This window comes from Novosphingobium marinum, from assembly GCF_013408095.1.
Lineage (GTDB): Bacteria > Pseudomonadota > Alphaproteobacteria > Sphingomonadales > Sphingomonadaceae > Novosphingobium > Novosphingobium marinum.
This window is the reverse complement of record NZ_JACBZF010000001.1, coordinates 375704-402022: the sequence shown is the minus strand read 5'-3', so window position 1 is coordinate 402022 and position 26319 is coordinate 375704. Positions and strand designations below refer to the sequence as shown.

23 protein-coding genes are annotated in these 26319 nt (G+C 63.7%); 10 read left to right on the top strand and 13 right to left on the bottom strand.

Annotation, left to right across the window (positions count from 1 at the left end):
• Positions 1 to 11: 11 nt before the first annotated feature.
• The 6 genes from FHS75_RS01920 to FHS75_RS01895 form a co-directional block, all read right to left on the bottom strand.
• On the bottom strand, positions 12 to 1739 hold the full coding sequence (locus tag FHS75_RS01920) for a preprotein translocase subunit YajC (protein ID WP_179406033.1): 1728 nt from the start codon (positions 1737 to 1739) through the stop codon (positions 12 to 14).
• A 2-nt stretch (positions 1740 to 1741) separates the two neighbouring features.
• Positions 1742 to 2749 carry an AAA family ATPase gene (locus FHS75_RS01915; RefSeq protein WP_179406032.1) on the bottom strand — a complete coding sequence of 336 codons (1008 nt, stop codon included), beginning with the start codon at positions 2747 to 2749 and terminating at the stop codon, positions 1742 to 1744.
• 10 nt (positions 2750 to 2759) lie between these two features.
• Positions 2760 to 4280, bottom strand: a complete 1521-nt coding sequence (locus FHS75_RS01910) for an XrtA system polysaccharide chain length determinant (protein WP_179406031.1) — start codon at positions 4278 to 4280, stop codon at positions 2760 to 2762.
• Between the two features lie 25 nt (positions 4281 to 4305).
• Complete coding sequence (locus FHS75_RS01905) at positions 4306 to 4950, bottom strand: XrtA/PEP-CTERM system exopolysaccharide export protein (RefSeq protein WP_179406030.1); 645 nt, start codon at positions 4948 to 4950, stop codon at positions 4306 to 4308.
• A gap of 187 nt (positions 4951 to 5137) precedes the next feature.
• The gene (locus FHS75_RS01900; protein ID WP_179406029.1) at positions 5138 to 6376 is read right to left on the bottom strand and encodes a pyridoxal-dependent decarboxylase, exosortase A system-associated; all 1239 of its coding nucleotides are present in this window, start codon (positions 6374 to 6376) and stop codon (positions 5138 to 5140) included.
• The gene (locus FHS75_RS01895) at positions 6373 to 7896 is read right to left on the bottom strand and encodes an acyl-CoA ligase (AMP-forming), exosortase A system-associated (RefSeq protein ID WP_179406530.1); all 1524 of its coding nucleotides are present in this window, start codon (positions 7894 to 7896) and stop codon (positions 6373 to 6375) included. Before FHS75_RS01895 ends, FHS75_RS01900 begins: the two co-directional genes overlap by 4 nt.
• 34 nt (positions 7897 to 7930) lie before the next feature.
• Between FHS75_RS01895 and FHS75_RS01890 the strand changes: the two genes are divergently transcribed.
• From FHS75_RS01890 to FHS75_RS01875, 4 genes are read left to right on the top strand one after another with little or no spacing between them, the layout of a single operon-like run.
• On the top strand, positions 7931 to 8944 hold the full coding sequence (locus FHS75_RS01890; RefSeq protein WP_179406028.1) for a GNAT family N-acetyltransferase: 1014 nt from the start codon (positions 7931 to 7933) through the stop codon (positions 8942 to 8944).
• A 41-nt stretch (positions 8945 to 8985) separates the two neighbouring features.
• Complete coding sequence (locus tag FHS75_RS01885) at positions 8986 to 9249, top strand: acyl carrier protein (protein WP_179406027.1); 264 nt, start codon at positions 8986 to 8988, stop codon at positions 9247 to 9249.
• Positions 9246 to 9926, top strand: coding sequence for an alpha/beta hydrolase family protein (locus FHS75_RS01880; RefSeq protein WP_179406026.1), 681 nt, complete (start codon positions 9246 to 9248; stop codon positions 9924 to 9926). The genes FHS75_RS01885 and FHS75_RS01880 overlap by 4 nt, the downstream gene beginning before the upstream one ends.
• On the top strand, positions 9923 to 10696 hold the full coding sequence (locus tag FHS75_RS01875; protein WP_179406025.1) for a hydrolase 1, exosortase A system-associated: 774 nt from the start codon (positions 9923 to 9925) through the stop codon (positions 10694 to 10696). Before FHS75_RS01880 ends, FHS75_RS01875 begins: the two co-directional genes overlap by 4 nt.
• Here FHS75_RS01875 and trxB read toward each other — a convergent pair.
• Positions 10693 to 11664, bottom strand: a complete 972-nt coding sequence (gene trxB / locus FHS75_RS01870; protein ID WP_179406024.1) for a thioredoxin-disulfide reductase — start codon at positions 11662 to 11664, stop codon at positions 10693 to 10695. The genes FHS75_RS01875 and trxB overlap by 4 nt on opposite strands.
• Positions 11665 to 11818: 154 nt before the next feature.
• On the opposite strand from trxB, the gene fumC reads away from it, so the two are divergent.
• Complete coding sequence (fumC, locus tag FHS75_RS01865) at positions 11819 to 13201, top strand: class II fumarate hydratase (RefSeq protein ID WP_179406023.1); 1383 nt, start codon at positions 11819 to 11821, stop codon at positions 13199 to 13201.
• Here the strand turns inward: fumC and FHS75_RS01860 are convergent, their stop codons facing one another.
• On the bottom strand, positions 13202 to 13597 hold the full coding sequence (locus tag FHS75_RS01860) for a nuclear transport factor 2 family protein (protein WP_229735459.1): 396 nt from the start codon (positions 13595 to 13597) through the stop codon (positions 13202 to 13204).
• 133 nt (positions 13598 to 13730) lie between these two features.
• Here FHS75_RS01860 and FHS75_RS01855 point away from each other — a divergent pair, with 133 nt between their 5' ends.
• Together FHS75_RS01855 and FHS75_RS01850 are read left to right on the top strand one after the other, a co-directional pair.
• Positions 13731 to 14078, top strand: coding sequence for a Rieske (2Fe-2S) protein (locus FHS75_RS01855; protein ID WP_179406022.1), 348 nt, complete (start codon positions 13731 to 13733; stop codon positions 14076 to 14078).
• Positions 14079 to 14165: 87 nt separating this feature from the next.
• Positions 14166 to 14594 (top strand): nuclear transport factor 2 family protein, encoded by a 429-nt coding sequence (locus FHS75_RS01850; RefSeq protein ID WP_179406021.1) that lies wholly within the window; start codon positions 14166 to 14168, stop codon positions 14592 to 14594.
• Positions 14595 to 14690: 96 nt separating this feature from the next.
• Here the strand turns inward: FHS75_RS01850 and FHS75_RS01845 are convergent, their stop codons facing one another.
• Positions 14691 to 17180, bottom strand: a complete 2490-nt coding sequence (locus FHS75_RS01845; protein ID WP_179406020.1) for a TonB-dependent receptor — start codon at positions 17178 to 17180, stop codon at positions 14691 to 14693.
• 147 nt (positions 17181 to 17327) lie between these two features.
• Here FHS75_RS01845 and FHS75_RS01840 point away from each other — a divergent pair, with 147 nt between their 5' ends.
• Positions 17328 to 18332 (top strand): NADP-dependent oxidoreductase, encoded by a 1005-nt coding sequence (locus tag FHS75_RS01840; protein ID WP_179406019.1) that lies wholly within the window; start codon positions 17328 to 17330, stop codon positions 18330 to 18332.
• Positions 18333 to 18343: 11 nt separating this feature from the next.
• Positions 18344 to 19141, top strand: coding sequence for a ThuA domain-containing protein (locus FHS75_RS01835; RefSeq protein ID WP_179406018.1), 798 nt, complete (start codon positions 18344 to 18346; stop codon positions 19139 to 19141).
• Positions 19142 to 19163: 22 nt separating this feature from the next.
• Here FHS75_RS01835 and FHS75_RS01830 read toward each other — a convergent pair whose 3' ends face one another.
• Both FHS75_RS01830 and FHS75_RS01825 read right to left on the bottom strand, forming a co-directional pair.
• The gene (locus FHS75_RS01830; RefSeq protein ID WP_179406017.1) at positions 19164 to 19928 is read right to left on the bottom strand and encodes an SDR family NAD(P)-dependent oxidoreductase; all 765 of its coding nucleotides are present in this window, start codon (positions 19926 to 19928) and stop codon (positions 19164 to 19166) included.
• Between the two features lie 85 nt (positions 19929 to 20013).
• Positions 20014 to 22311, bottom strand: a complete 2298-nt coding sequence (locus FHS75_RS01825; protein ID WP_179406016.1) for a TonB-dependent receptor — start codon at positions 22309 to 22311, stop codon at positions 20014 to 20016.
• 147 nt (positions 22312 to 22458) lie between these two features.
• On the opposite strand from FHS75_RS01825, the gene FHS75_RS01820 reads away from it, so the two are divergent.
• Positions 22459 to 23469 (top strand): NADP-dependent oxidoreductase, encoded by a 1011-nt coding sequence (locus FHS75_RS01820; RefSeq protein WP_179406015.1) that lies wholly within the window; start codon positions 22459 to 22461, stop codon positions 23467 to 23469.
• A gap of 135 nt (positions 23470 to 23604) precedes the next feature.
• On the opposite strand, the gene FHS75_RS01815 is transcribed toward FHS75_RS01820, so the two are convergent.
• The gene (locus tag FHS75_RS01815) at positions 23605 to 24789 is read right to left on the bottom strand and encodes an aromatic ring-hydroxylating oxygenase subunit alpha (RefSeq protein ID WP_179406014.1); all 1185 of its coding nucleotides are present in this window, start codon (positions 24787 to 24789) and stop codon (positions 23605 to 23607) included.
• A 4-nt stretch (positions 24790 to 24793) separates the two neighbouring features.
• Positions 24794 to 26194 (bottom strand): aromatic ring-hydroxylating oxygenase subunit alpha, encoded by a 1401-nt coding sequence (locus FHS75_RS01810; RefSeq protein ID WP_179406013.1) that lies wholly within the window; start codon positions 26192 to 26194, stop codon positions 24794 to 24796.
• Between the last annotated feature and the right edge of the window lie 125 nt (positions 26195 to 26319).

The following is a 26319-nucleotide window of genomic DNA, read 5'->3' as shown; positions in this document are numbered from 1 at the left end:
TCTACCCCTGCTCAAAAGCTGTAGCGGACGCCCACCAGCGCCGACGCGGTCCAGAAGTCTTCGTAAGGATCGTCGCGGTTCACCCCGTCGATACCGAGCGCGGCATTCGCCGAGAGGTGTTCGGTCAGATACCGGTAATAGGCTGCAGTAGCCCCCAGCGAGGTGGCATCGCCACCGAAGCCCGCTCCGGTTTCGAACCAGTTGGCGTAGATGTTCGCCGAATAGCCCGATTCCTGGTCGATGCGACCGTTGAGATAAGCGGACAACCAGTAGTTCTCGTCGATCACCCCGTTCGCGGATGCGAGGATCGTCCCGGGCGCGGCGAGGAACTTGCGCCGGTCGTATCCGGCACCGATGCCGGCGCCGATCCGGCCAAGATCGATCGCATAGCTTGCCATCACCCCGCGAGCGCGAAATGTCGCCGAGCGGATCGAGCCGAGCCCGCTGTTGAGGCAATTGCTGCCGACGCCTTCTGCACCGCCCTCACCCTGCACCGGCGCCACGCAGCCGAGAAGATCGCCGCTGAGCGGATTGCGCACGACGCTGAACTCGGGCGTAAGGTCGAACAATGCCCGCGTTACCTGCCCACCGAAACCGGCGACATTGTCGTAAACCGAGACATTGAGCGAGGATCGCGGGCTCGGCGCGTAGGCGAAGCTGCCGTAGACGCTTGTCGCGCCGTAACGGCGGCCGACGTGCGCCTCAAGCGCGGTTCGGCGGCTCGGACGCCAGATTACGCCGGCATCCCAGATGAAGCCGCTCGTGTCGTATGCGATGGAGCGCGGCTCGCTCTTGTCGGTGACGTAGCGTCCGTCATTTCCGATGACGGGGACGCCGTCCGCATCGCGCAGGGCGTCGCGGCTCGAAATCTCAACGTCCTCGTAACCAACTCCGCCAACCAAGGCGACCGTCTGGCTGACGGGAAGCGTGAGGTCGACGCGGGCCATGAGATCTTCGACGCGCTGGTCCAGATTGGAAATGTCTTCGCGATAATAGCTCGCGCCTGCCGCGATACCGACGGGGAGGACCTCGTAGGGCTTCACGCCTGCGCGCACGCTGGCCGAATGCGAAATGCTGTCGTCGAACACGTCGACCGCCTCGCCGCCCGGCGCCGCGACGAATGCGTCGGGCTGTTCGACCTTGGTGTAGCCGACATGGTAATTGGCACTGAGCGCGACATCGCCCGCGTAAGTCGAAACCGAAGGTCCGGCATAGAGCGAGTATATCTGGGTCACCTGGTCGTCGTCGCCGAAACCCGCGACCGGCGATCCGCTGTCGACGCGGGTACGCGTGGCAAGCGCGCCGGCATCGAGCTGGACTCCCGGCGCGACCGCCACGTAACCGCGAGCGACGCCGCTGACGATGTCGGCATCCTCGGCCTCGTCGCCCCAGCCGATCACCCGCTCGTAGCGTGCCGAAATCGACGCCGCCGAATTGCGACCCGAGATGCCGGCATCGACCCCGGCGGCGAGACGCGTGTAGGTCAGGACATCGTTACCAGGCGAAAGCTCCGCGGTGACGACCTGCGCGGCTTCGATATACGGCGTGACGTAGGTTCGCTTGCCCCCGTTGCCGCGAGAACCGCGCTCCTTGCCGCCGCCGTCCGGGGATGCGGCCGGAGCGTCTCCCCCTCCGGAAACGCTGCCGTATGGAATGGACTGGCCGTGTGCCACGCCCGGCAGCGCGAGGGCGGCAGCGGCGCAGAAAGCCGCAAGGCCGAAAGGAAGGCGTGCCCTCATGGTCATCCCCCGTACCCGTAGTAGGACCCGAAGCGGCGACCGCTCGGGCTGAAATTGACTGCGTTGAGCAGAAGCTCGATGTTCGGGCAGGCCGAAAGCAGCGAGATCGCATCCTCGAGCGCGCCCTGCCCCGTCCGGTCGGCGCGTACGACGACAACCGACTGCCCCACGTACTTCGCGAGTTCCGCCGCCGGTGAAGCGGCCAGCGCTGGCGGAGAATCGAAGATCACCATCCGATTGGGCGCGCCTTGCGTCAGCCGTTCCAGAACCTTGCCGGTCCGCGACGAGGAAAGGTATTCGCTATCGGAATTGGTACCGTTGCCTGCCGGGAGAACGTGCAATCCCGGTACGTCGGTGTTCAGAACGAAGTCAGCCACATCGGCTTCGCCATCGATAAGTGCGTCCATGAGCCCCGGCCCCCCCGGAAGGCCGAGCGCGCTCAGGATCGAGGGCTTGGCGAAGTCGGCATCGACCAGAAGGACGTCGCTTTCCTTCTCAGCCGCCATTGCCAGCGCAAGGTTGACCGAGCAGTAGGTCTTGCCTTCGCCGGGATGCGGCGAGCAGACGAGGATGCGCTGGGCCGCAGCACCTTTCGACTGCCGGCGGAGGTCCGCCGACTGGGCGAGAAGCTGGCGCTTCACGATGCGAAACTCTTCCATCAGCCCGGTGACGATGCCTTCGGGAACGATCAGGCCCTGCGCGCGAAGATGCTCGCGGTCGATCGCGTGCGCCTCGCCGGTGAAGCGGACCGGCTCCACCACCGGTGCGGGCGGGGTCGCCTTCACAGGCTCCGTCACGACCGCAGGTTCTTCGAGTGGCGCTTCGGGCGTTTCAGGCGCGCGATGGCGCATGGCCGGCTTCGGACGCGCCGGCGCCAATGCCTGAGGAACGGGCGACGGGGCCAGCCGGTTGAGGTCGTAGCGGCCCACGGCCCGCTCGATGAGCGTCTCGGCCGCCCTTTCCGCCTTCTCGCCTTCAGGTGGCACGGGGATCTTGCTCTGTTTGGTCATGCTTACCCCCTCAGGCCACCGTGCCGCGCTGGATGAATTCGACCGCCAGCAGCAGCGCGAAAACGACGCCGAGGCCCGCAGTCGCAGCGTAAAAATAACGCTGGCGCTTGCGGCGCAGTTCGCGCTTGGCTTCGGTCAGAGTGCGCGAGATCGCGCCGAGTACGGGAAGGCCGGTGGACTTTTCGAGCTTGGCAGTCGTTGCGAATGTCGAGCGGAGCTGACCGATGGCGAAAGCTGCGCCGGCACCTGCACCGAGGCCGGCCACGAGCACCGCAAGCAACAGGATGGGACGGTTCGGCGCGACCGGGCTGCGCGGAGTCGTCGGGGGATCCACGACTTCGAATTTCACCGCTTCCCTCTCGGTCTTGATCTCGCCCCGCAGGCGCAGTTCCTCACGGTCGCGAAGCAGCTTGTCGTATTGCTGCCGCAGGACATCGTAGTCGCGGCCGATCCGCTGCGCCTCGGCAGCGACTTCGGGATTGTTGATCGCGGTGGCGGTGAGCGAGGCGATGTCGGCCTGCAACGCCGCTCGCCGCGCCTGCAACGCCTGGACGTTGGCCTCGCGCTCGGCCTGGATCGACTGGAGCGACGAATACGCGGGATTGGGCATGCCCGAGACGCTGGAAGCCTCGTTCTGCACTGCCGATTGCAGGGTCGCGATCTGGTTCTTGAGCGCGATGATGTCCGGATGGCTATCGGTAAGGCCGCGCGAGCGCATTGCCGCCAGCTCGCCTTGCGCCTTGGCGAGCGAGGCCCGCGAACCTACCGGAGCCGCACCGGGCAGCATCCTGGGCGTACCGGAGATCTGGCCGCCGATCGCCGCCAGCGCGCTCTGGGCCGCTGCAAGGTCAGCGTCGACGTTGCGCAACTCGCTTCGCGAGGCTTCGAGCCGGGCCTGGTTGGCCGCACCGCCCTGGATCATCTCGGGATGCTCGGCCTCGAAGGTCAGGCGGCGCTGCTCGGCGACTTCCAGTTCCTTCTCGCGCTGGGCGAGCTGCTGGTTCACGAATTCGAGGGTCTCGGTCATCTCGCCGCGATTTCCGGCGAGGTTTTCCTCGCGGAAGATGTCGATCATCTTCTGGACGACGTCCTGCGCGAGGGCCGCATTCTCGGCATCGGACAGAGAGCCGTCATTCGAAACGGCGGAAATCTCGAACAGGTTGTCCTGCTGGCTGACGACCTTGATGTCCTTGGCAAGCTCCAGAACGGCCGCTTCCATGTCCTTGGGCGAATTGATCGTGTCGCCGATACGCGTCGAGCGAACCACCTTTTCAAGGTTGACCGCGCTCGTCAGCGTCTGGCGAATACGCTCGATGTCGCGCTTTCTGTCGGCAACGCCGATACCGACCTGCTCGGCGAGGGCATCGTCGAGCTGGACGAAGATCCTGGAGCGCGATTCGTAGCTGTTGGGCACCATCGCCACGGCCAGCCAGCCCAGCAGGCACACACCCCAGGCGACCGCAAGTGCTATCCACCTGCGATGCCAGACGCTGTGCAGCGCTGAAAGCGCTTCGTCGTAGAGCGAATTCATAGGCCGGTCCCGGTCTCCATCTCGCTCAGAACATGCTTTCGGGGATGATGATGACGTCGCCGGGGTTCAGCATGACGTTCGCCTTGCTGTCGCCCTTCTTGAGCAGGTCGCCGAGGCGCAGCGCGTACTCTCGCTGGCGGCCCTGCTCCTTGTCGAAGCGGATGAGCCGCGCGCGATTACCCGATGCGTATTCGGAGAGCCCGCCGACCGCGATCATCGCATCGAGCAGCGTCATGTTGGCGCGGAACGGCAACGAGGCCGGTTTCTCGGTCGCGCCGACGACGCGAACCTGCTGGCTGAACGTGCCGGCAAACTTGTTCACGATCACCGAAACGATCGGCTCCTCGATGTATTGCGAGAGCTGGAGCTTGATGTCTTCGGCCAGCATCGAGGGGGTCTTGCCCACTGCCGGCATGTCGGTGATCAGGGGCGTGGTGATGCGTCCGTCGGGACGGACCTGAACTTCGGCGCCGAGTTCCGGATTGCGCCAGACGAAAACCGTCAGCTCGTCGAGCGGGCCGATCACGTACTCCTCGCCGGGGCCTTCCTGCAGCGCCACGAACGAGGCGGGCGGCAGCTGGGGCCCGGATGCGGTGGAGGCGCATCCGCCAAGGGCGAGCGCGGCCATCGCGCTTCCGGCGAGCATGCGGGTCAGGCGGTTGTCTGTCATTGTCAGTCCCTCAACTGCGTCGCGCTTCGCTCGGGCAGTTGAGGTTTCCCGGTGCGAAGTGCGACGAATTCAGCCCTCGCTATCGGGAAAAAGGGTGAACATTGCGTTAGCCTTAAACGGCAATTTCGCGCGGGTCCCGTTACGGGACAGGCGAAAACCCAATCGTTACCGGGGTTTGTCGGTCAGCTTACGCGGCAGCATCTACGAGGATCTCGCGCGCAGGTCCCTGGCCGAGGAAGTTGGCGGGACTGGCTGTCGCGCCATAGGCACCGGCACAGAAGACCGCGACGAGATCGCCCCTGTCGGCCCTTGGGAAGCCCCCCTTGTCCGCAAGCCGGTCGAGCGGCGTGCACAGGCAACCGACGATGCTGGCTTCCTCTTCGGGTTCGGCATCGAAACGGGTCGCGATGGCCGAGGGATAGTTGCGGCGAACGACGGTGCCGAAATTGCCCGAGGCAGCCAGCTGGTGATGAAGGCCGCCATCGGTGATCAGGAACACCTCGCCGTGGCTATCCTTGCGGTCGACGATGCGAGCGACGTAGACACCCGCTTCGCCGACGAGGTAGCGACCCAGCTCGAGGCAAAAGCGCGTCTCGCGCAGAACCTCAGGCAAGGCCTGCAGTTTCTCGCTCAAGGCCCTTCCAATAAATGAAATATCGAGAGTATCGTCCCCCGGGAAATACGGAATGCCGAAGCCCCCGCCCAGGTTGCAGTGCGGAAGCGGATGCCCGGTTTCCTTTGCGAGGCGCGCGGCCAGCTCCAGCGTTTGCGCCTGCGTAGCGGCAATGGCCTCGGCATCGAGCGCCTGGCTGCCGGCGAAGATGTGAAAGCCGCGCCATTCCGCACCGCTTTCGATGACACTTCGCGACAGCGCTGGGACCCTTTCTGCATCGATGCCGAACGGCTTGGCGCCGCCGCCCATCTTCATGCCCGAACCCTTGAGATCGAAATCGGGATTGACCCTTATCGCAAGGCGCGGCGTCAGGCCCAGCCGGTTTGCAATGCCAAGCGCCCTGTTCGCCTCGCCCTCGGACTCGATGTTGAGCGTGACGCCCGACCGGATCGCCGCTTCGAGTTCCGCATCGCGCTTTCCCGGCCCGGCGAAGCTCACGATAGCAGGATCGATCCCTGCCTCGCGAACGATCTCCAGTTCTCCGCCCGATGCGATATCGAAGCCGTCCACGAGTTCGGACATTACCTGAAGTAATGGCCTGTAAGGATTTGCTTTCACTGCATAATGTAACGATATCCTATTCGGCATCGCCGCTCTCAGGTCGGCTATCCGGGAGCGGATCATGTCGGCCGAATAGATGAACACCGGCGTCCCCCCGGCTTGCTCCACGAGCTCGGTCACCGGCACACCGCCAACTGCGAGCACGCCGCCGACTGAAGTGAAATCCTTCGGGACAGGCCCTAGCTTCTTCACGGCGCGATCTCTTTCATGAGCGCCATGCGGTCGACCTTTCCGTTGGGGCCGACAGGCAACGCATCGCGCCAGTGGATGACCTTGGGTTGCATGAAATTCGGCAATTCCTGCATAAGCTTGCGCGACAATTCTGAAGACGCTTCCGAACCACCGGACGTTGCCCTGACAACAAGGTGGACCGCCTGTCCGAGGCGCTCATCGGGAATCCCAAGCGCTACCGCTTCGGCGACGAGTCCGGTGGCAAGCGCCGCTTCCTCGACCTCCTGCGGGCTGATTCTGTTCCCGGCACTCTTGATCATCGCATCGCGCCTGCCGACGAAGTGTAGCAGGCCCAGCGCGTCACGCCGGACCCTGTCGCCCGACCAGACAGCGGTGCCGCCATATCGCGATGCCTCCGGTGCCGGTCGAAAACGCTCCGCCGTCCGCGACGGGTCCTGCCAGTAGCCTTGCGCGACCAGCGGGCCGCAGTGGACGAGTTCGCCCTCCTTGTCAGGCGCGGCGACTTGCCCCCGATCGTCGACAACAAGGATTTCGGCATGCGGGATGGCCTTGCCGATCGAAGTCGGATGGTTGTCGACGAGGTCGGGATCGAGAAAGGTCGAGCGGAATGCCTCGGTCAGCCCGTACATCGGAAACACTCGCGCCTCCGGAAAGAGGGCGCGCAACCGGCGGACCAGCCCCGCCGTGAGTGCGCCGCCGCTGTTGGTCAGTCGCCTGAGTTTTGCCGCAACGGGCCCGGCCCATTCGAGCTCCGCAAGCTGTATCCACAGCGGCGGAACGGCGGCAAGAGTGGTCACGTCGTGTCGGCCGACCGCCTTCATGACGTCGCGCGGCGTCAGGTAATCGAGCGGAACGACACTTCCGCCGGAATACCAGGCCGACAGGAGCTGGTTCTGCCCATAATCGAACGCGAATGGCAGGACCGCGAGCGTCACATCGGACTCGTCCAGACGGAGGTAGGTCGCGACGCTTTCCGCACCCAGCCAGAGATTGGCGTGACTGAGCATGACGCCCTTGGGCTTTCCGGTGGAGCCACTGGTATAAAGGATCGCGACAAGATCGGCAGGATTCGCGCTCGACGGCGGCATCGCCCCTGCTGCTTCAGCGAGCGCCAGCGCATCGTCCTCTGCAACGACGACGCAGCCATCGGGAACATCACCTTCGTCCAGAGAGGCAAGCCGCGCGGGCGTTCCGATGAGCATGCCCGCTCCGCTGTCCGACAGGATATGCGCGACTTGCGCCCGCTTCAGGAGAGGGTTGATCGGCACGTGGACGAACCCGGCGCGCGCCGCGGCGAGCGGCATGAGGCATGTCAGCTCGCCCTTGGCCGCCCAGCTCGCGACGCGGGCGCCGGGTTCGCGCACCATATCGGCGAGCCAGCCCGCAAGGCGGGAGACACGGGTTCTTAAGTCCTCGAAGGTAAGGGTTTGGCCGCGCAGCACGAGCGCCGGCGCGCTGCCGTTCCCGCGAAGGACGAGGTGGTCGAGCGGCAGGATCGTGGTGTCGGTGTCGCCGCGCACGGGCAAGGATGGCTCCGAAGTCAGGGAAACGCGAATGGTCGCAGTCGAGTATCACGCCGATCTTAAGGAAGTGCAATCCGATGCCGCACTTGCCCGCGTGCTGGGCGAAGGTTCCGGCGCGGCTCCGTTCGACCGGCTCGAATGGTGGCAGATGCTGGCGACCCATTGCGGCAAGTCGCCAAGGATCGTCGTTGCGCGGTCCGAGGCGGGATACCTGGTGCTGCCGCTCGAAGATACAAATTCCCATCTCGAGGGAATGGCGAACTGGTACACGTTCCGGTTGCGTCCGGTTGCGTCCGCAGGCGCGGACCGCGAGGCGCTGATGGCGGCGATCGCCGCCGACCTTGCCGACAGGTCGCACCGGATCGTACTCGGCGGTGTTCCGAACGAGGACCGGAGCGCCGACCTGATCGAGCGAGCCTTCAGGTCGGCGGGATGGACCGTCCGGCGCGAACAGTGCGATGTGAACCACATCCTGAACGTTGCCGGTCGCAGCTACACAGACTATCTCGCCGCGAGGCCGGGCCGTCTGCGTACCACCCTGAAGCGCAAGTCCGGCAAGGTCGATGCCGTCGTGCTCAACCACTTCGACCACGAGGTCTGGAACGCCTACGAAGCGATCTACCGACAGTCGTGGAAGCCCGAGGAAGGCTCGCCCGAATTTCTCCGGGCTTTCGCCATGGCCGAGGCCAAGGCCGGGCGGCTCAGGCTCGGGATCGCCCGGGCAGGCGGCGAGGCCATTGCCTCACAGATGTGGACCGTTGAAGGCGGCACCGCATTCATCCACAAGCTTGCCCATCTCGAGGCCGCAAGGGCGCTTTCGCCCGGTACCGTCCTGTCGGCGGCACTGTTCCGGCACGTGATCGACGTCGACCGCGTCGACCTCGTGGATTTCGGCACCGGCGACGATGGCTACAAGCGTGACTGGATGGAAGAGGTCCGGCCCCGCTACCGGCTGGACATGTATCGTCCGCTCGCTCCGCAGAACTGGCTCGTCTTCGCGCGGTCCGGTCTGCGACGGCTTGCCGACATCGGCAAGCGCGGCTAGAGCGCGGGCCTTTCCGATCCCATGTGCCTTTAGGGGGGCCCATGCACAGCGATATTGACCTGCAGTTGCGTCGGATCCTGACCGACGTACTGGGCCTGAAGCCCGGGCAGGCCGAGACTTTCGATGCTGAAACCGGGCTTTTCGGACACTTGCCCGAGCTCGATTCGATGGCAGTCGCAGGCCTCCTCACCGAGATGGAGGACCGGCTCGACATCCTTATCGAAGACGACGAGATCGACGGCGAATTGCTGGAGACATACGGCTCGCTCCTCGCATTCGCCGAGGCCAAGCGCGCCGAGGCGTGACCCCGCAGACATGGCCATGCCCCCTTCCGGGAGGCGAAACGGCGCAGGAATATGCGCTCGCCTTCGACAAGGAACGCACCGGCCGACTGCTTATCGTGCCGGCGCTTTTCGATGAAGCGAACCGGATGCGCAGGCTTACAGTAGAAACCATGCGACGGCTCGATGCGGCAGGTATCGACAGCATGCTGCCCGATCTGCCCGGAACGAACGAGAGCCTGCAACCACTCCTCGGCCAGACGATCGATGGCTGGAAAACAGCAGTCCGTTCCGCTGTGAGCCATTTCGGAGCGACGCACGTTCTTGGTGTCCGCGGCGGCTGCCTCCTCGTCCCGGACATGCTTCCGGGCTGGCTCTATGCGCCTGTCAGGGGAGCGAATATCCTCCGGCAGATGATGCGGGCCCGGATCCTGGTCTCTCGCGAAATCGGCAGGGAGGAAAGCCGGAGCGAACTTGTGTCGCTGGCGGAAACCGGCGGCATCACACTGGCGGGTTACGATCTCGGCGCGGACCTCTTTGCCGGACTGAATGCGCTCGAGCCCACGGCATCGTCCGATCTGACGGCAATCGAACAGGAAACCGTTGGCGGAAGCGGCCTGTGGATGCGGGCGGAACCTTCGGAGAGCGCGAATCAGGCCGATGCGCTTGCAGCCACGATCGCCATCGGAATACGCCAATGACGCGGCGCCACGTCGCTTTCGAATGCGAAGGCTCGCGCCTTGCAGGTACGCTCGACGAGGGTGGCGCACGATCGGCGCTGCTGATCGTCACGGGTGGCAACGAGGTACGCGCGGGAGCCTGGGGCGGACAGTCGTGGCTGGCGGCGCGCCTGTCGGGCGAAGGCTATCCCGTCTTCCGCTTCGACCGGCGCGGAACAGGCGACAGCGAGGGCGCGAACGGCGAGTTCCGGTCCAGCGCAGCCGACATCGCTGCGGCGCTTTCGACCTTGCGCCGTGAATGCCCGGACGTGCGCCGCGTAGTGGGTTTCGGCAATTGCGACGCCGCCAGCGCGCTGATGCTGGCTGAGGGTGCCGGATGCGATGCGTTGGCGCTTTCGAATCCCTGGACGATCGAGCAGGACGACGCCGCCCCTTCGCCGGAAGCGCTGCGCGACCACTACAAGCGCCGCCTCGCCGATCCGGCGGCGGTGAAGCGCCTCTTTACCGGCAAGGTCTCACCGAGAAGGCTGGCGGGATCGCTGCTCGGCGCTCTGCGCCCGCCCCCGCCCCCGACATCGCTTGCGGAAGCGATGAAGTCTGGCATTGCGCGCTACCAAGGCAACGTGCGCTTCCTCGTTGCCGAGCGCGATCGCACGGCACAGGCGTTCCTCTCGACCTGGGACAGGTCCGATCCGCAGATCGAGCGCTGCCCCGATGCCACACACAGCTATGTCGAACCGCACGCGCGTGAATGGCTGGTGCAAAGGCTGCTCGGGGCGCTGGCCACCTAGCTGTCGGTGAGCGCCCGCTTCTCCGCCTCGAATTCCCTTTCGGCCAGGTAGCGCTCGGCATCGAGCGCGGCCATGCAGCCGGTACCGGCGGCGGTTACGGCCTGCCGGTACACATGGTCCATCACGTCGCCACATGCGAATACGCCGGGAACTGCGGTTTTCGGCGTGCCCGGTTCGACGATCAGGTACCCGGAATCGTCCATCTCGAGCTTGCCCTTGAACAACTCGGTCGAGGGGGCATGGCCGATCGCGACGAAACCGCCTTCGGTCATGAAGTCGCTTTTCTCGCCGGTCTCGGTGTCCATGAGCTCGACCTTGTTCAGCATCCCGTCCTCGCCGGCGACGAAGCGCTCGACCACCTTGTTCCAGAGTACCTTGATGTTGGGATGAGCCAGCAAGCGATCCTGCAGGATCTTTTCGGCGCGAAGCGAATCGCGGCGATGGATCAGGGTTACATCGGGGCTGTGATTGGTGAGGTAGAGCGCTTCCTCGACCGCCGTGTTGCCGCCGCCGATCACCACCACCTTCTTGCCGCGATAGAAGAAACCGTCGCATGTCGCACAAGCCGAGACTCCCTTGCCCGACAGTTCCTGCTCGCCCGGTACGCCCAGCCATTTCGCCTGCGCGCCGGTTGCGATCACCAGCGTGTCGCCTTCATAGACGTCGCCGGAGTCGCCTTCGGCGCGGAACTTCGATCCCTCGAGGTCTACCGAGGTAATAGTATCCCAGATCATCCGCGTTCCGACATGTTCGGCCTGCGCCTGCATTTCCTCCATCAGCCACGGCCCCTGGATGACATCGCGGAAGCCGGGATAGTTCTCGACATCGGTGGTAATGGTAAGCTGTCCACCGGGCTGGAGCCCCTGCACGACGATCGGTTCCATGCCTGCGCGCGCGCCATAGATCGCCGCGGAAAGTCCGGCCGGACCCGATCCGATAATCAGCATTTTCGTTGTGTGTGTCGTCATGAGTACCTCCGCAGCGCGAGATAGGGCGTAGAGCAGCGGATTGCCAAGCGCGAGCGAAGATGTTCCACGATTTACCCGGAAGGCTTACCGGAACGAGGGATGGCACCGGGTGTTGGACAAGCGACAGGACACGACGACCGAACGGGGATCGAGCATGGCAGACACGCGAACCGAAACCGACACCATGGGAGACATCGAGGTTCCCGCCGACAGGCTGTGGGGCGCGCAAACCCAGCGCTCGCTCCGGAACTTCCGGATCGGCGACGAGCGGATGCCGGTCCCGGTCATCCGGGCACTCGGGATCGTAAAGCGAGCGGCGGCCCGGACCAATGCGAGGCTCGGCAACCTCGAGGGCCGCCTTGCCGACGCGATTGGACAGGCAGCCACGGAGGTCGTCGAAGGACACCTCGACGATCACTTCCCGCTGGTAGTCTGGCAGACCGGGTCGGGCACCCAGAGCAACATGAATGCGAACGAGGTGATCGCCAACCGGGCCAACCAGATTCTCGGAGGCAGGGCGGGGGAGAAGATTCCCGTCCACCCGAACGATCACGTCAATCGCAGCCAGTCTTCCAACGACACGTTCCCGACCGCGATCCACATCGCCGCAGCGACAGAGATTTCGCGTTCGCTGCTGCCGGCCTTGCGGGGCTTGCACGGTGCACTGGACGGGAAAGCCCGGGCATGGGGCGAAATCGTCAAGATCGGACGGACGCACACGCAGGACGCGGTGCCACTGACTCTCGGGCAGGAGTTCTCCGGCTACGCGGCCCAGGTCGGCAATGCGATCGAACGTATAGAGCTGGCCTTGCCGGGCATCCTGCAACTTGCTCAGGGCGGAACGGCGGTCGGGACCGGGCTGAACGCGCCCGAAGGCTTTGCCGAAGGTATGGCACGGGAAATCAGCACCGCGACCGCGCTCGACTTTACAAGCGCGCCGAACAAGTTCGAGGCGCTGGCGGCACAGGACGCCCTCCTGTTCTGCCACGGAGCGATCAACACGGCTGCCGCGAGCCTTTACAAGATCGCGAACGACATCCGCTTCCTGGGATCGGGGCCGAGATCGGGCCTTGGCGAGCTTGCACTGCCCGAAAACGAACCGGGGTCGTCGATCATGCCGGGCAAGGTCAACCCGACGCAGTGCGAGGCGATGACACAGGTCTGCGCGCAGGTCTTCGGAAACCACACGACGCTGACTTTCGCGGACAGCCAGGGGCAGTTCGAACTCAACGTCTACCGTCCGGTGATGGCTTACGCCTTCCTGCAGTCGGCCAGGCTCATGGGCGATGCCGCTGCAAGCTTCACCGCGAACCTGCTCGAAGGTCTCGAACCGCGGCGCGACAACATCGCGGATTTGGTCGAGCGGTCGCTCATGCTGGTGACCGCTCTTGCGCCGCATATCGGATATGACAACGCAGCCGCGATCGCGAAGGCCGCGCACAAGGAAGGCAAAACCCTGCGCGAGGCCGCGATCGCCAGTGGGCGCGTATCGGCGGACGAATACGATCGCATCGTCCGCCCGGAAACGATGGTGTAATCAGGCCTTCTGGCTCGCTTCCGCTGCGGCGCGGACCGGAGCCTGATCGAAATAGAAGGGCTTGATCTCGGCGAGCTTACCATCGCGGAAGCGGAAGGCTTCGCACAAATCAGCAGACGTGCCATCGGCAAAGTTCATCTGCAGGATGGCCACGGCCCAGTCCTCACCATAGGTCGTGTCCACGAAGTCGACGCTGGTGATCTCGAGCATGCCGAAAACCTTGGTGAAAAGGTCGCGCAGTGCGTGCTTGCCCCGGTACACGCCCTCCATCGGAAGTCCGGGAGCTTCGGTGATGAAGAGGTCGTCATGGACCATCTCGGCAACCTTGTCCCAATCGCCGGCCTGCGACAGCGCATAGAGTTGTTCGACGGCGACTTTCATTTCTGCTTGGTCCACGATGCTCTCCCAGAGTTGCGTTGCGGCGCGAATGTCTGCATTCGGGCACAAATCCGATAGCTAGCGTTATGTATAGCGTTCGTGCAGCTACCGGGCCAGCTAAAGGGCACAACAGATCACAGAGAGGCACGTTTTGAGCGAGAACTGGCAGACCCTGATTTCCGAGGACGAGTTTCCCGAAGACGGCAAGCTCGCCACGAAGGTGGACGGCTGGTACGTCCTGGTCGGCAAGACCGACGCAGGCTATCACGCTGTGAACGATCGGTGCACGCACCAGGCAGCGCTGCTTTCCGGAGGCCGGATCAGGCGCGGCGCGATCATGTGCCCCCTGCACGGCGCCCGCTTCGAACTCGCAACCGGAAAGTGCATCGGCGGCGCCTACAAGGACCTGCGTTCGTTTCCGGTGCGCGTCGAAAACGGATCGATCGAAGTCTCCGTGCCCAACGAACCGCCAGGGATGGAAGAGCTGCCCGTCGGCTGAACCGGCGATACCTGCTGAAATTCACAGTATCGGGGCGGGTCGACAGGTCTAGGCTCCGCTCGCCTCATTATACGGGAGAGAGAGCCAATGGCATTTAAAGGACCCTTCGAAGACCGCCTCGCCATCCGCGAATTGCTGGAAACCTACGCCGACGCCGTCATGCAGCGCGATGCGGATGCGTGGGGATCGACCTGGGCGGAAGACAGCGAGTGGGCGATGCCCGACTACCCGGAGTTTCCTGCGCAGAAAGGCAGGGAAAACATCGTCAACCTGTGGACCGCCGCCATGAAGCAGTTTCCCGGAGTGAAGTTCGTCGCTTGGCCCGGCACGATTGAAATCGAAGGTAATCGAGCAAAGATGCGCAGTTACACCTCCGAAGTCTATGACCAGGAAGGCAACACCGTACGCGACATGGGCGAGTACGACGACGAATGCGTCAAGATCGACGGTCGCTGGTACTTTTCCAAGCGCTTCTTCAAGAACATTCACAAGCAGGTCGCGCCCAAGGGCCTCTGATCTTCGGCACTTGAGACCCGCATTCGATCAAGCGGGTTCCGGATACAAAAAAGGCGGGGCGCAATGCCCCGCCTTTCTTTTTGCGAGCAATCCGGCTCAGAACCGCTTGGTCAGTTCGACCATGACGGTGCGGGGCACGCTGCCGAAGCCGAGCTGGTCGGCCTTGATGCCGTCGGGCGTACCGGTGCCGCCACCGGTCGACGGACCGTCGACCACGCCGGTCACGTAGAACTCGTTGGTGAGGTTCTTGCCGATGACCGCGATCTGCCAGTTGCCGTCTTCGGCGCCGAAGCGCACACCGGCATCGAGCGTGACGTAGCTGTCCTGCTTCGAAAGCGGATTGCCGAAGCCCGAGGCAAGGTACGAACCCGAGTAGCGCGCATCGGCGTTGAAGCCGATCATGTAATCGGCACCCACCGCCATATCGTAGGACACGCCAAGGTTTCCGGTCCATTCCGGCGCAACCGACAGCTCGGTACCGGTGAGGTTCTGACGCGAGGTGATCGGGCCAAGTGGCGTACAGCCCTCGGCAGGCGTCTGGCCGGCGTAGCACGGACCTTCGTCGAAGTCGGTGTACTCGGCTTCGGTGTAGTTGATCGAGCCATACACGTTGAGGCCGTAGACCGAGCGCGGCGCGAACTCGAACTCGACCTCGACGCCGCGGGTGCGCGCATCGGCCGTGAGCGTCTGGAACGCGAAGATCGGCGAGTTGAAGAAGTCCACCTGCAGATCGTTGTAGTCATAGGTGAAGATCGTCGCGTTGAGACGCAGCTGGTTGTCGAGGATCGTCGACTTCACGCCGATCTCGAAGCCTTCGACGGTCTCCGGATTGAACGTGAGGTCACCTTCCGGGTCGTTCGAGAAGCCCGAGTTGATGCCACCGTTCGAGAAGCCGCCCGACTTGTACGCGGTCTTGTACGCGCCGTATACGAGCAGGTCGGGAAGCGGCTTCCAGGTCAGCGTCGCTTCGGGCGACCAGTCCTTGAAGTGCTGGCTGGCCGTGACCGTGCCGAGCGGCGCGTCGGCCGGACGGAAGATCGCGGTCAGCGCGGCGTTGTTGTAAGGCTGGGCGAAGAAGCTGTCCTTCGTTTCGTCGGTGTAGCGGACGCCGCCGGCCAGTTCGAGGGTCGGCAGCAGTTCGATCGTTGCCTGTCCGAACACTGCGAAAGTCTCGCCGTTCGTGTAGCTGGTCTTCGACGTCGCGACGTAGCGCAGGTTATCGGGCTGCGAGCTGTCCTCGATGTTGGCGAACATGATCCACTGTTCGAAATCGCGCTTCGTCTTCTGGTAGAGCGCGCCGAGCAGGAAGTTGAACGGACCGTCGAGCTGCGAAAGCACGCGGAACTCGGTCGATACCGCTTCCCAGCTCGAATCCTCGGTCGCCCAGGTGCCGGCATCGCTCGACTGGAAGTCGCACGCGCAGGTCCAGGCGTTGTCGTTGCGCTGGTAGTTCGTGACCGACGAGATGTTCAGATACTCGGAGTCGTAGTTCATGTTGAGCGTGACGCCGTACGACTCGTAGTCGTTGTAAAGCTCGCCGCCGTTCTTCGCGAGCGGGAACACAGCCGCGATGTCGGCGGGCATCCGGTTCTGGTGCGTCACGAAATCCTCACCGCACGGATAGCCGGTCAGCTGGGAATTGCCGCTGGGAAGACCGCATTCGTACGCGGCGTAGTTCCACGAAGAACTGGCAACTTCGTTGCGGTTGTAGCTGCCCTTGAGGCTTACGGTGAGGTTGTCGTCCGCTTCCCACTTCAGCGTGGCGCGGGCGAGAATTTCTTCCTCGCCGGGCTGATCGCTCGTCGAAGGCTGGGCGATGTGCGAAGTCGTGACCCCTGTGGCGATGTCGAACGTGGCGTAGTTACGATCTACGCTCACGTTGTCGTAGTAGCCGCCTTCCATCTTGGAATAGCGGCCGGCCAGCCTGAAGCCGAGGCGATCGGTCAGAGGGGTCGAGGCGATCGCTTCGAGGCGGTACTGCTGCGCCTTGAACTCGTAGCCCGCGCGCACGATGAACTCGGGGTCCGGCCCCGGATCGTTGGTGGTGAGCGAGATCACGCCGGCGGTGGCGTTCTTGCCGAAGAACAGGGCCTGCGGACCCTTTAGGACTTCGACCCGCTGCAGGTCGAAGAAGCCTTCGTTGATGATGCGGCCCTGACCGTAGTAGGCGCCGTCGACGACCACCGCGACCGACTGTTCAATGCCGATCGAGGTCGAGGAAGAGCCGATGCCGCGAAGCGTGAGCTGCGCACCCGAACCGTTCGAGGCGCGGCCGACGTTGAACTGCGGCGCGATGGCGGCGATCTTCTCGACGCTGGTCACGTCGCGGTTGAGGATGACTTCCTCGGAAATCGCGGTAACCGCGACCGGCGTGTCCTGCACGCTTTCCTCGCGCTTACGCGCGGTAACGACGATGTCCTGAAGGCCGCCCTGCGGCGCGGAACCCTGCAGCACCTCGGATGCGCGGTCTTCCGTCTGACCAGGCGCCGGCGACGCCGCGACCTGCGCGTGAACCGGCGCGGAAAAAACGATCGGTGCAAGAATGCTGCCGACAAGCAATGCCGGCTTCAGCGAAACTTTCGCCATATCAAACCCTCCCATAACGACATAAACCCTATGCCTTGGGACGCCCGATACAGAATTTGACAACGCAGTCGTCCTATCGGTTGTGACAGGTGGCCCGAATTGCACAGGACCGTAGCATTTGTGCAACGCATGGAGAGGACACCCTGAATGACGAAAAACCGGTACTGGCGGCTTGATCGCAACCCCGAAGGCAACGACTTCGATTCAGCGCTGAGCCTCGTCGACGGGGAGTTGCCGCCGCTGGAAGACGGTCAGGTCCGTATACGGAACGAGTACCTTTCGATGGATGCCGGGACCCGAATGTGGATGGGGCCGCGCGAAGACGGCTACCAGCCGCCGCTGCCGCTCGGCCAGCCGATGGCCGGCCTTGCCATCGGTCGTGTTACCGAGAGCCGGGACGACCGGTATCCCGAAGGCACGATGATGCGCGCGTTCGGCCAGTGGGCCGACTATTCGACCATAGTTCCCGACGAGGCATGGGCGGTAGCGCTCGACGAGAGCGTGGAGGACATTCGCGACCATTTCGGCGCGCTCGGCCTCAACGGGTGGACGGCGCTCCATGGCCTGCAGGACGTGATCGGGATCGGGGAAGGCGATATTCTCGTCGTCTCGGCAGCTGCAGGAGCTACGGGAATGCTGGCCTGCCAGGCGGGGCGCAATCTTGGCGCGCGCGTTATCGGGATCGCCGGTGGCCCGGAAAAGTGCAGCTTCCTGGTCGAGAAGATCGGCTGCGAAATGGCGATCGACTACAAGAACGAGGATGTAGCAAAGGCCATCCGGGGCTTTGGCGAAAAACCGACGGCGTACTTCGAGAACGTGGGCGGCGAGATTCTCGACGCCGTCCTGCCTAACATGGCCCTGCGCGGGCGGATCGGCATCTGCGGCCTTGTGGCGGGCTACGACCTCGACGAACCGATGCCCGGCCCCAAGCACTTCGACAAGATCCTGATGAACCGCCTGCGCGTGGAGGGCATTTTCATTCCGGATGTGCCCGAGCGTGGTCCCGCACTTTATGAAACGCTGCTTGGCTGGCTCAGGGAAGACCGCATCTTCCTTCCTTTCGACGAGACCGAAGGGCTCGACAACACGCTTGTCGCCTACAACCGGATGATGACCGGCAAGAACATCGGCAAGGTCATCGTCAAGCTCTAGGGAGGCGGGACATGCCCATCATCGAGTACGGCGCGCCGATCCAGGCGCTCGTCGCAGTGCGCGGCCATCCGTTCGACCGAACCGTGTTCGATGCCATGTTCCAGGCAATGGACGGCATCTCGGCCACGATGGTCGATCAGCCGGCCGCTTCGAGGCTGATGACCCCGCATGGCATGCGCGGTTTCGACGTTCTCGTGCTTTACGACATGCCCGGCCTCGACTTCACCGGAGGCGAGAACACGTTGCGTTTCGTCGACCCGCCGGATGTGCTGCGCGAGGGGCTGCCGGCGCTGCTTGAGGCTGGAACCGGCATCGTCGCACTGCACCACGCGCTTGCAGGCTGGCCGACGTGGGGTGACTATCACGATTGGCTCGGAGGCCAGTTCCTCTATCGTCCGGGGACCGTGCAAGGGAAGCAGGTACTCGACAGCGGCTACGCGCACGATGTCTCCTACGAGATCGAGGTCGTTGCCGATCATCCCATCACGGCGGGGCTGCCGCCCCGGTTCGAACTGACCGACGAGCCCTACCTCGCGCAGGTCTTCGAAGACGATGTCACCCCCCTGCTGCGCGCGGACATGCCGTTCACGCGCGACCGCTTCTACTCGGCGGAACTGGCAGTGGGCGGCCGGATGTACGAGCGCAACGGGTGGGACCATCCGCCGGGATCCAACCTTGTCGGCTGGACGAAGCAGGTCATGAACAGCCGGCTCGTGTACCTGCAGCCCGGCGACGGTCCGGGCGCCTACGACAATCCGAATTACCGCAGGCTGCTGGAAAACGCGATCCGCTGGGCGGCGGACGCCTGATCGTCCGCCGCTATCACCCTGCTCACTGCGCCGTCGCGCCGCCGTCGACCACGAGTTCAGCGCCGGTGATGTAGTTGCCTTCATCCGAAACGAGGAAAAGCGCCATGTTCGCAATGTCCTCGGGAAGGCCCATTCGACCCATCGGGATCGCTGCGACGATCTCCTTGAAGCCGTCAGGATTGTCGGTGCGCGCCACGTTCTGCATGTTGGTGTCGATCATCCCCGGATGAAGAGAGTTGACCCGGATCTGGTCGCGCGCGCACTCCATCGCGATGGTCTTCGAGAACATGCGCACCCCGCCCTTGGCGGCTGCGTAGGCACCGCACATCGGCACGCCGACAAGCCCTGCGGTGGAGGAAAGATTTACGATCGAGCCGCCCTTGCCCACTTCGCGCATGACCTTCACCGCGCGCTGCGTTCCGAAAAAGACGCTGTCCATGTTGACCCGCATCTGCTTTTCCCAGTCGGCCGTGGTGAACGCCTCGATCGGGCGAAGCACGGCGATCCCCGCATTGTTCACCAGGCCGTCCAGACGTCCGTGCTCGCCGACGATTGCGGACATGACCGCATCCCAGTCGGCTTCGCTGGTGACGTCGTGCCTCATGGCCGTGGCACTTCCGCCGGAATCGCGGATCGAGGCGGCAACCTTCTCGACGCCCTCCCCGTCGAGGTCGGTGACGTACACGACCGCGCCTTCTTCCGCGAAGCGTCGCGCCGTCGCACTGCCCAGCCCGGGAACCGAGGCGCCGCCGGTCACCAGCGTGATCTTGCCTTCGAGCCTACCCATGAATTTTCTCCTTCGGTCAGAATTAAAGGAAAAGGGGCGCGACCTTTCGGCAGCGCCCCTTCCGTCCCCCCTTCGGTGACGTTTCCTAGAACCGCATGCCGACGGTGAAACCGTAGGTGCGCGGCTCGCGAGCGGTGGCGAACGACCACAGACCCGCAACAGTGAAGCCCGAAGTCATGCCGCGATCGTCGAGCAGGTTGCGGGCAAAGGCCGTCGCATAGGCCTCGACCGTACCGCCAAGTTCGAAGTTCACGGTCAGGCTGGCATCGAGCAGGTTCTGCTTATCGGTGCGGACCTGAGGCGCGTTGCCGGTCACGACGACCGGCCCATTGACGAGGTCGCCCGTCACACCGCCCAGCGAGATCTGCTGGTCGTAGCGGTCGATGAAGCGGTAGTTCACCGAAGCGACGAGCTCTGCCGCACCAACCGGCTGCGTGTAGGTGGCACCGAACGAAGCGGTCAGGTCCGGGCTGTAGATCGGCTCGTTGTTCGAATAATCGAACGGCAGCAGCGTCGCACCGTCAAGCGTGTTGCCCGCGATGAAGTCGTCGAACTCGGCGTCGAGCCAGCCGATCGCACCGTTGATGCGCAGGCCGTAGGTCGGCGTCACCGTGAAGTCTGCCTCGATACCCTTGATGGTGGCCGAACCGACGTTCGAGGTGATCGTCTGGTTGCCGGTCGGACCGCCGGGGATCGTGGTGTTCTGCTGGAGCCCGTCGTACTTCGAGACGAAGCCGGCGATGTTGAATGCCAGAAGCCGGTCGAACAGTTCCATCTTCGCACCGACTTCGTAGCTGTCGACGACCTCGGGGCTGAACGAGAGAGCTGCGGTCTCGGCCGTCTGGGCGCGCGGGCTGAAACCACCCGAGCGGAAACCCTGCGACCAGCTCGCGTAGAACATCAGGTCGTCGTTCGGACGGAAGTCGATGCCGACCTTCGGGGTGAACTTCTTGAAGGTGTCGCGACCTTCACCGATCAGGCCCGAAAGCAGGAAGCCGTTGTTGAGGTACTTCTTGTCGTGCGTGTAGCGACCGCCGAACGAGAGGCGGAAGCGGTCGATGAACTCCCAGTTGAAGTCGCCGAAGACGGCGTAGCTCTTGACGCCGCCGTCGACGAGCTGGGGATCGGAGTCGAAGTCACGCGGATCGACACCCTCGGAAAATCCGAAGACCTTGGTGTACTGCGTGAGGCTGTAGTCGCTCTTGAAGTAGTACAGGCCGACGACGTAGTCGAAGCGCGAGCCGAAGTCGCCCGAGGCGCGAAGCTCCTGGCTGAACTGCTCGTAGCTCTGGATACGGCGACCGACATAGAGATCGACCGAATAGGTGTCGAAGTCCTGAAGCTGGTTCTCGCTCGACTTGCGATAGCCGGTCACCGAGGTGAACTTGATGTCGGCGACTTCTAGGTTCGCCTCGACCGTCAGCGCAGGGGCGGAGTACTTGCCGCCCTGGTCGCCGAGGAAGGTCGTGTACAGATCGGTCGTCGTGTTCCGGTTGCACTCCTCGGCGGGAACGAAATCGCAGAACAGTTCGCCGGTACGCGCAATGCTGACGGTGACCGGGTCGTAAGTCGATTCCAGCTTCTCGCCGGTGATCAGGATGTCGAAGTTGTCGGACGGCTGGACGGCGATGGCGACGCCATACGTGTCGTTCTTGTAGCCGCCGCGACGCTCACCGGTCTGGGCCTGGGTGTAGAAGCCGTCCGATTCCGAGCGGAACCAGAAAGGCTTGATGCCGATCATGCCGTCCGCAAGCCCGAAGTTCATGACCGCGCGGATCGCTTCGGTGTTGAACTTCGAACGCTGGTATTCGAACTTGCCGCCCAGTTCCATGGTCGGACGCGTCCGGCGGATGTTGATGACGCCGCCGATGGTGTTGCGGCCGAAGAGCGTTCCCTGCGGACCGCGAAGGACTTCGATCTGCTCGACGTCGAAGAAGTCGAGAAACTGGCCGGTGCTGGTGCCGAGGAACACGCCGTCGACGACCACGCCGACTGTCGGCTCCTGCGATTTCTCGACGTCGGCGTAGGTCAGGCCACGGATGGAAAGGTTGGCCGCCGATGCGCCCGCTGCCTGCTGCGTGATGAGCAGGTTCGGAGCCTGGCCCTGCAGCTCGCCAATGTTCAGCGTGCCCTTATTCTCGAGCATGGCGGCATTGATGGCGGTGACCGCGACAGGCGTTTCCTGGAGCGACTCGTTACGACGACGCGCGGTGACGATGATCTCGTTCGCGGACTGGGCGATCGGACCGCCAACGTTCGTAGGCCCTTCCGGATCGGTGACCGTATCGGTGTCGACTTCCTGCGCGAGCGCCGGCGCGGCGATGGAAATGGCACTGCTTGCAAGTGCAACGGATACCAGACGACGAGCGAAATTCTTTCGCATAAACCCCTCCCTGAGCAACAACCTGCCGAAATTTCGGCCCCGCGCCGCCCTACAGGACGCGGAAAACCGCTCTAGCTGCCACTTTTGACAGGTCGCGGCGATTGGCAGAGCATGGTCACATCTGCGCAACAGTCGGGAGAGTGTAAAATGCAGAACCGTAGATTCCTTCTCAAGCGCCGACCCAAGGGCGATCCCGTTCCCGAGGATTTCGACCTCGTGACCGAGGACGTGCCTTCCCCGCCTGCCGGGGGCTTCGTAATGCGCAATCACTACATCTCGCTCGATCCGGCGCAGCGCGGCTGGATGGACGATGCGCCCAGCTACATGCCGCCCATTCCGCTTGGCGATCCGGTGCGCGCGACCTCCGTCGGCGTCGTGCATGCGAGCGACAACCCGGACTACGAGGTCGGGCAGTGGGTCATGGGTCTCAACGGCATCGAGGAATTCTCGTCTGTCGTACCCGAGCATTTCACCGCCAAGATCGATCCGACGATGGTCGACAGCCCGGCCCGCTTTCTTTCCGCGATGGGTGCGGTTTCGCTGACCGCCTATTTCGCCATGATGGAGGTGGCCAAGCCGAAGGAAGGCGAAGTCCTGTGCGTGTCGGGCGCCGCGGGAGCAGTCGGCTCGGTGGTCGGCCAGATCGGCAAGATCCACGGTTGCAAGGTCATCGGCATCGCGGGCGGTCCTGACAAGTGCAAGCGCCTGATCGACGACTACGGCTTCGATTTCGCGATCGATTATCGCGGCAAGGACCGTCATGCTCTCGCGAAGGAAATAGCGAAGGCTGCTCCCGACGGGCTCGACATCGTGTTCGAGAACGTGGGCGGCGAAGTAATGGAAGCCGAGGTGATGAACCTGGCGCATTACGCCCGCGTCGTCCTGTGCGGCCTTATCAGCGAGTACAACTCGGTCGAGAAGCACGGGCTGCAGGGCCTCTGGCGCATCCTCACCCAACGGGCAACGATCCACGGTTTCCTGATCATGGACTATGCCGACCGCTTCCCCGAAGGCGGCGCGCAGATTGCCGAGTGGATGGCCGAAGGCAGGATGCGTATCGACGAGGACATCTACGAGGGCATCGAAAACGCATACGAAACCTTCATGCGCCTGTTCAGCGGCGACAAGGACGGCAAGCTCGTCCTGAAGGTGGCGTAGACCGCAGGGCAACCATCCTCAGGTGCGCGGGTAACGAAGCGGCCTTGCCGGCCGCGCGCCTGGGCGGACCGGAGACAAGAGCGATGGCGCGGCAACCCGTGGTGCCGCGCCAGTTTCGCCGCTCTCGCTGAAACCCTACCCTTTCATGACGGGTTTCGGAGTCTCGCCGGTTTCGTCGAGGTAGTAGTCCAGCCACTTGTGGAAGAACTGGTTGCCCGGTTCGTTGCGACCGAAGGTCTGGTGGGTCATCGCTCCCGACTCCAGGCCGTTCTGCACCTGCAGCCCGAGCATGTAGTCTTCCTCCTCCACCACATTGAAGAAGAAGTCGCACATTTCGTCGAGGCGCTGGAGATCCTCGTCGGTCTCCGGCTTCCTGGGAAAGATGTAGTTCATGACCGTCACGTTCCTGTCCGGAGCATCGCCCGGAAAGAGCTGCGCGAACTGGCACATCTCCGGCGCAAGGAAGAACGCGAAGTTCGGGAACAGCATCCGGATGAAGTCGTACCCGTCGTTCTCGTGGCCGCCCCACTCCTCGCGCGGCAAATCCTTCAGTTGCGTGATCGAAATCTGCGGGAACGCGAGCCGGATATGAGGGCCGAACCCTTCGTAGTGCGCCCGGTTCGAAGGCGAGCGCGGGGCAACCGTATTCGTGTGCGCGGCCTGGAAGTGATAGCCTTCGAGGTATCCGTCGTAGGCGACCTTCCAGTTGGCACCGCGCATCTCGCGCGACTTGTGATAGTACCAGTTCTCGAGGCCCAGCGCCGCGAAATCCTCATACATGCCGCCCATCCACGCCCTGGCGTCGATGTCGAGGCCCGGCGTCAGGATCACGAAGATCATGCCCGCCGCCTCGTCGCAGGGCAGCTCGGTCATGTGCAGGGTCGAGCGATCGACCTCACCGAACGTGCTGCCTTCGGCGATACCGATCAGCTTGCCGTCGTTGGCGTAGGTCCAGCCGTGGTAGGGGCATGCGAAGCGCGAACAGTTGCCCTTGCCGTCGGGCGCGAGATGCGCGGCGCGATGCTTGCACACGTTGAGGAATGCGCGCGCCTTGCCGTCCTTTCCGCGCGTGATGAGCACGGGCATGTCCATCACCTGCGATGCCTTGTAGTCGTTCGGCTCGGGCAGTTCGACACTGAGCGCCAGCATCAGGGGAAGCCGCTTGAAGACGCGGTCCTTCTCGCGCTGCCAGCGATCCGGATCGAGGTAGTTCGAAACCGGCACGCGCATGATGTCCGGTGCCTGGTCGGTCGTCCTGGTCTCGACGAAATGCATCACGCGTTCGGCGATGTCGCCGTACTTCTTGAAAAGTTCGGTCATGGTCTCAGTCCTTCACATAGCGGTCGAGCGCCTGGTGAAAGTGGCGGATGCGCACTTCCTGGTAGTCGCCGAGTTCGACGCGCTGGTTCTTCGAGGCCTGCAGCCCCTGATGGGTCAGTTCCATGTTCTCCATGTCCTGATCGACCACGCCGCCGAGAACGCCCAGTTCGGGCGCGTCGGACCAGCATTCGTCATCGGACAGGAGATGCATTTCGACACCGGTCGGGCGCGGTTGGCCTTCGGGCACGCGCGCGATGACGCGCACTTCCATCAGGCAGCGGTCCTGGTCGGGCCACGGCCGCCAGCGATAGACGATGTTGGGCATGAAGCCGCCCCAAGGCGCGAAGTTGGGGAACACGTTGTAGACGAGCGCGTCGAGCAGCTCGGATTCCGAGACCCCGCTGTAATCGCCGCCGAATGCCCGCGCCGAGGAATCGCGCATCGCCTGCCCAAGTGCCTGCCGGGCAGTGAGGCCGTCGGGCACCTGCAGGTTCATCTCGTCCTTTTCGGGATCGTAATTGTCGGCGGAGCGGCCATTGTACTTGACGAATTCGTCGACGATCCATTGCTGCGGCAGCTGGCTGTTCTGTACGTGCGGGGACATCGTCCCGAACGGCGTGTAGTTCACGTTCACATTGTCGCCGAGCACATGGTATGCGGCGTTCGCGTCGCCGGTGAACGGCATGAGCTGCGGATGCGTGACGTAGGCGTGGTAGCTTTCCATGAAAGCTTCCATCACGATCTTCCAGTTGGCGTTCACCACCTTGCCGACCCACGCGACGGTCGCGCAGTCCTCGTGACGCCATTCGGTGAAGAATTCGGGCAGCGGATCGAGCCATTCCTCGATCGAGGGACCTTCCGGGTTCTCGCGCAGGAAGATGTAGCCCCCCCACTGCGCCACGGTGGCTTCGGGAAGCTGCATCTTCTCGTCGGTCAGGTGCCCGAAGTCCCAGCGGCACGGAATGTTCTTGAGCGCTCCGTCCTTGTTCCAGGCAAAGCCGTGGAACGGGCAGACGAACTGGTCGGCGCTGCCGCTGTCGGTCTTGAGCTTGCGCCCCCGGTGAAGGCAGACGTTGTGGAACGCGCGGACCGAACCGTCGTCCTGCCGCACCACGAGAAACGAGCGCCCGGCATTGTCATACGTAACGTAATCACCCGGCTCGGGCATGTCCTCTTCGCGCGCAACGAACTGCCAGACGTTCGGCCACATCTTCTCGCATTCCAGCTTGAAGAATTCGGGATCGTAGTAGCGCGCGGCGTCGATCGCCTCGGAGCCGAGGTAGCGATACCGATCCTCGGACATGAACGGCGGCGGCGCGATGTCGTCGTCCTTCAGGATATCTTCCCAGCCCGGCCCGGGGCAGCGCGACACGGTGAACTTCCCGCGCGGATCGTCTTCGGCCACTGAACGTCTCCTCTCGGTGAGATAATGCCCGGTATCGATAGGACCGGTCCGACCGGCGGTTGTTGACCAAGGTCAACTTACAAGAAGATTCCTCTGCGACCGCCGGCGCCTTCAAATTGCGGCCT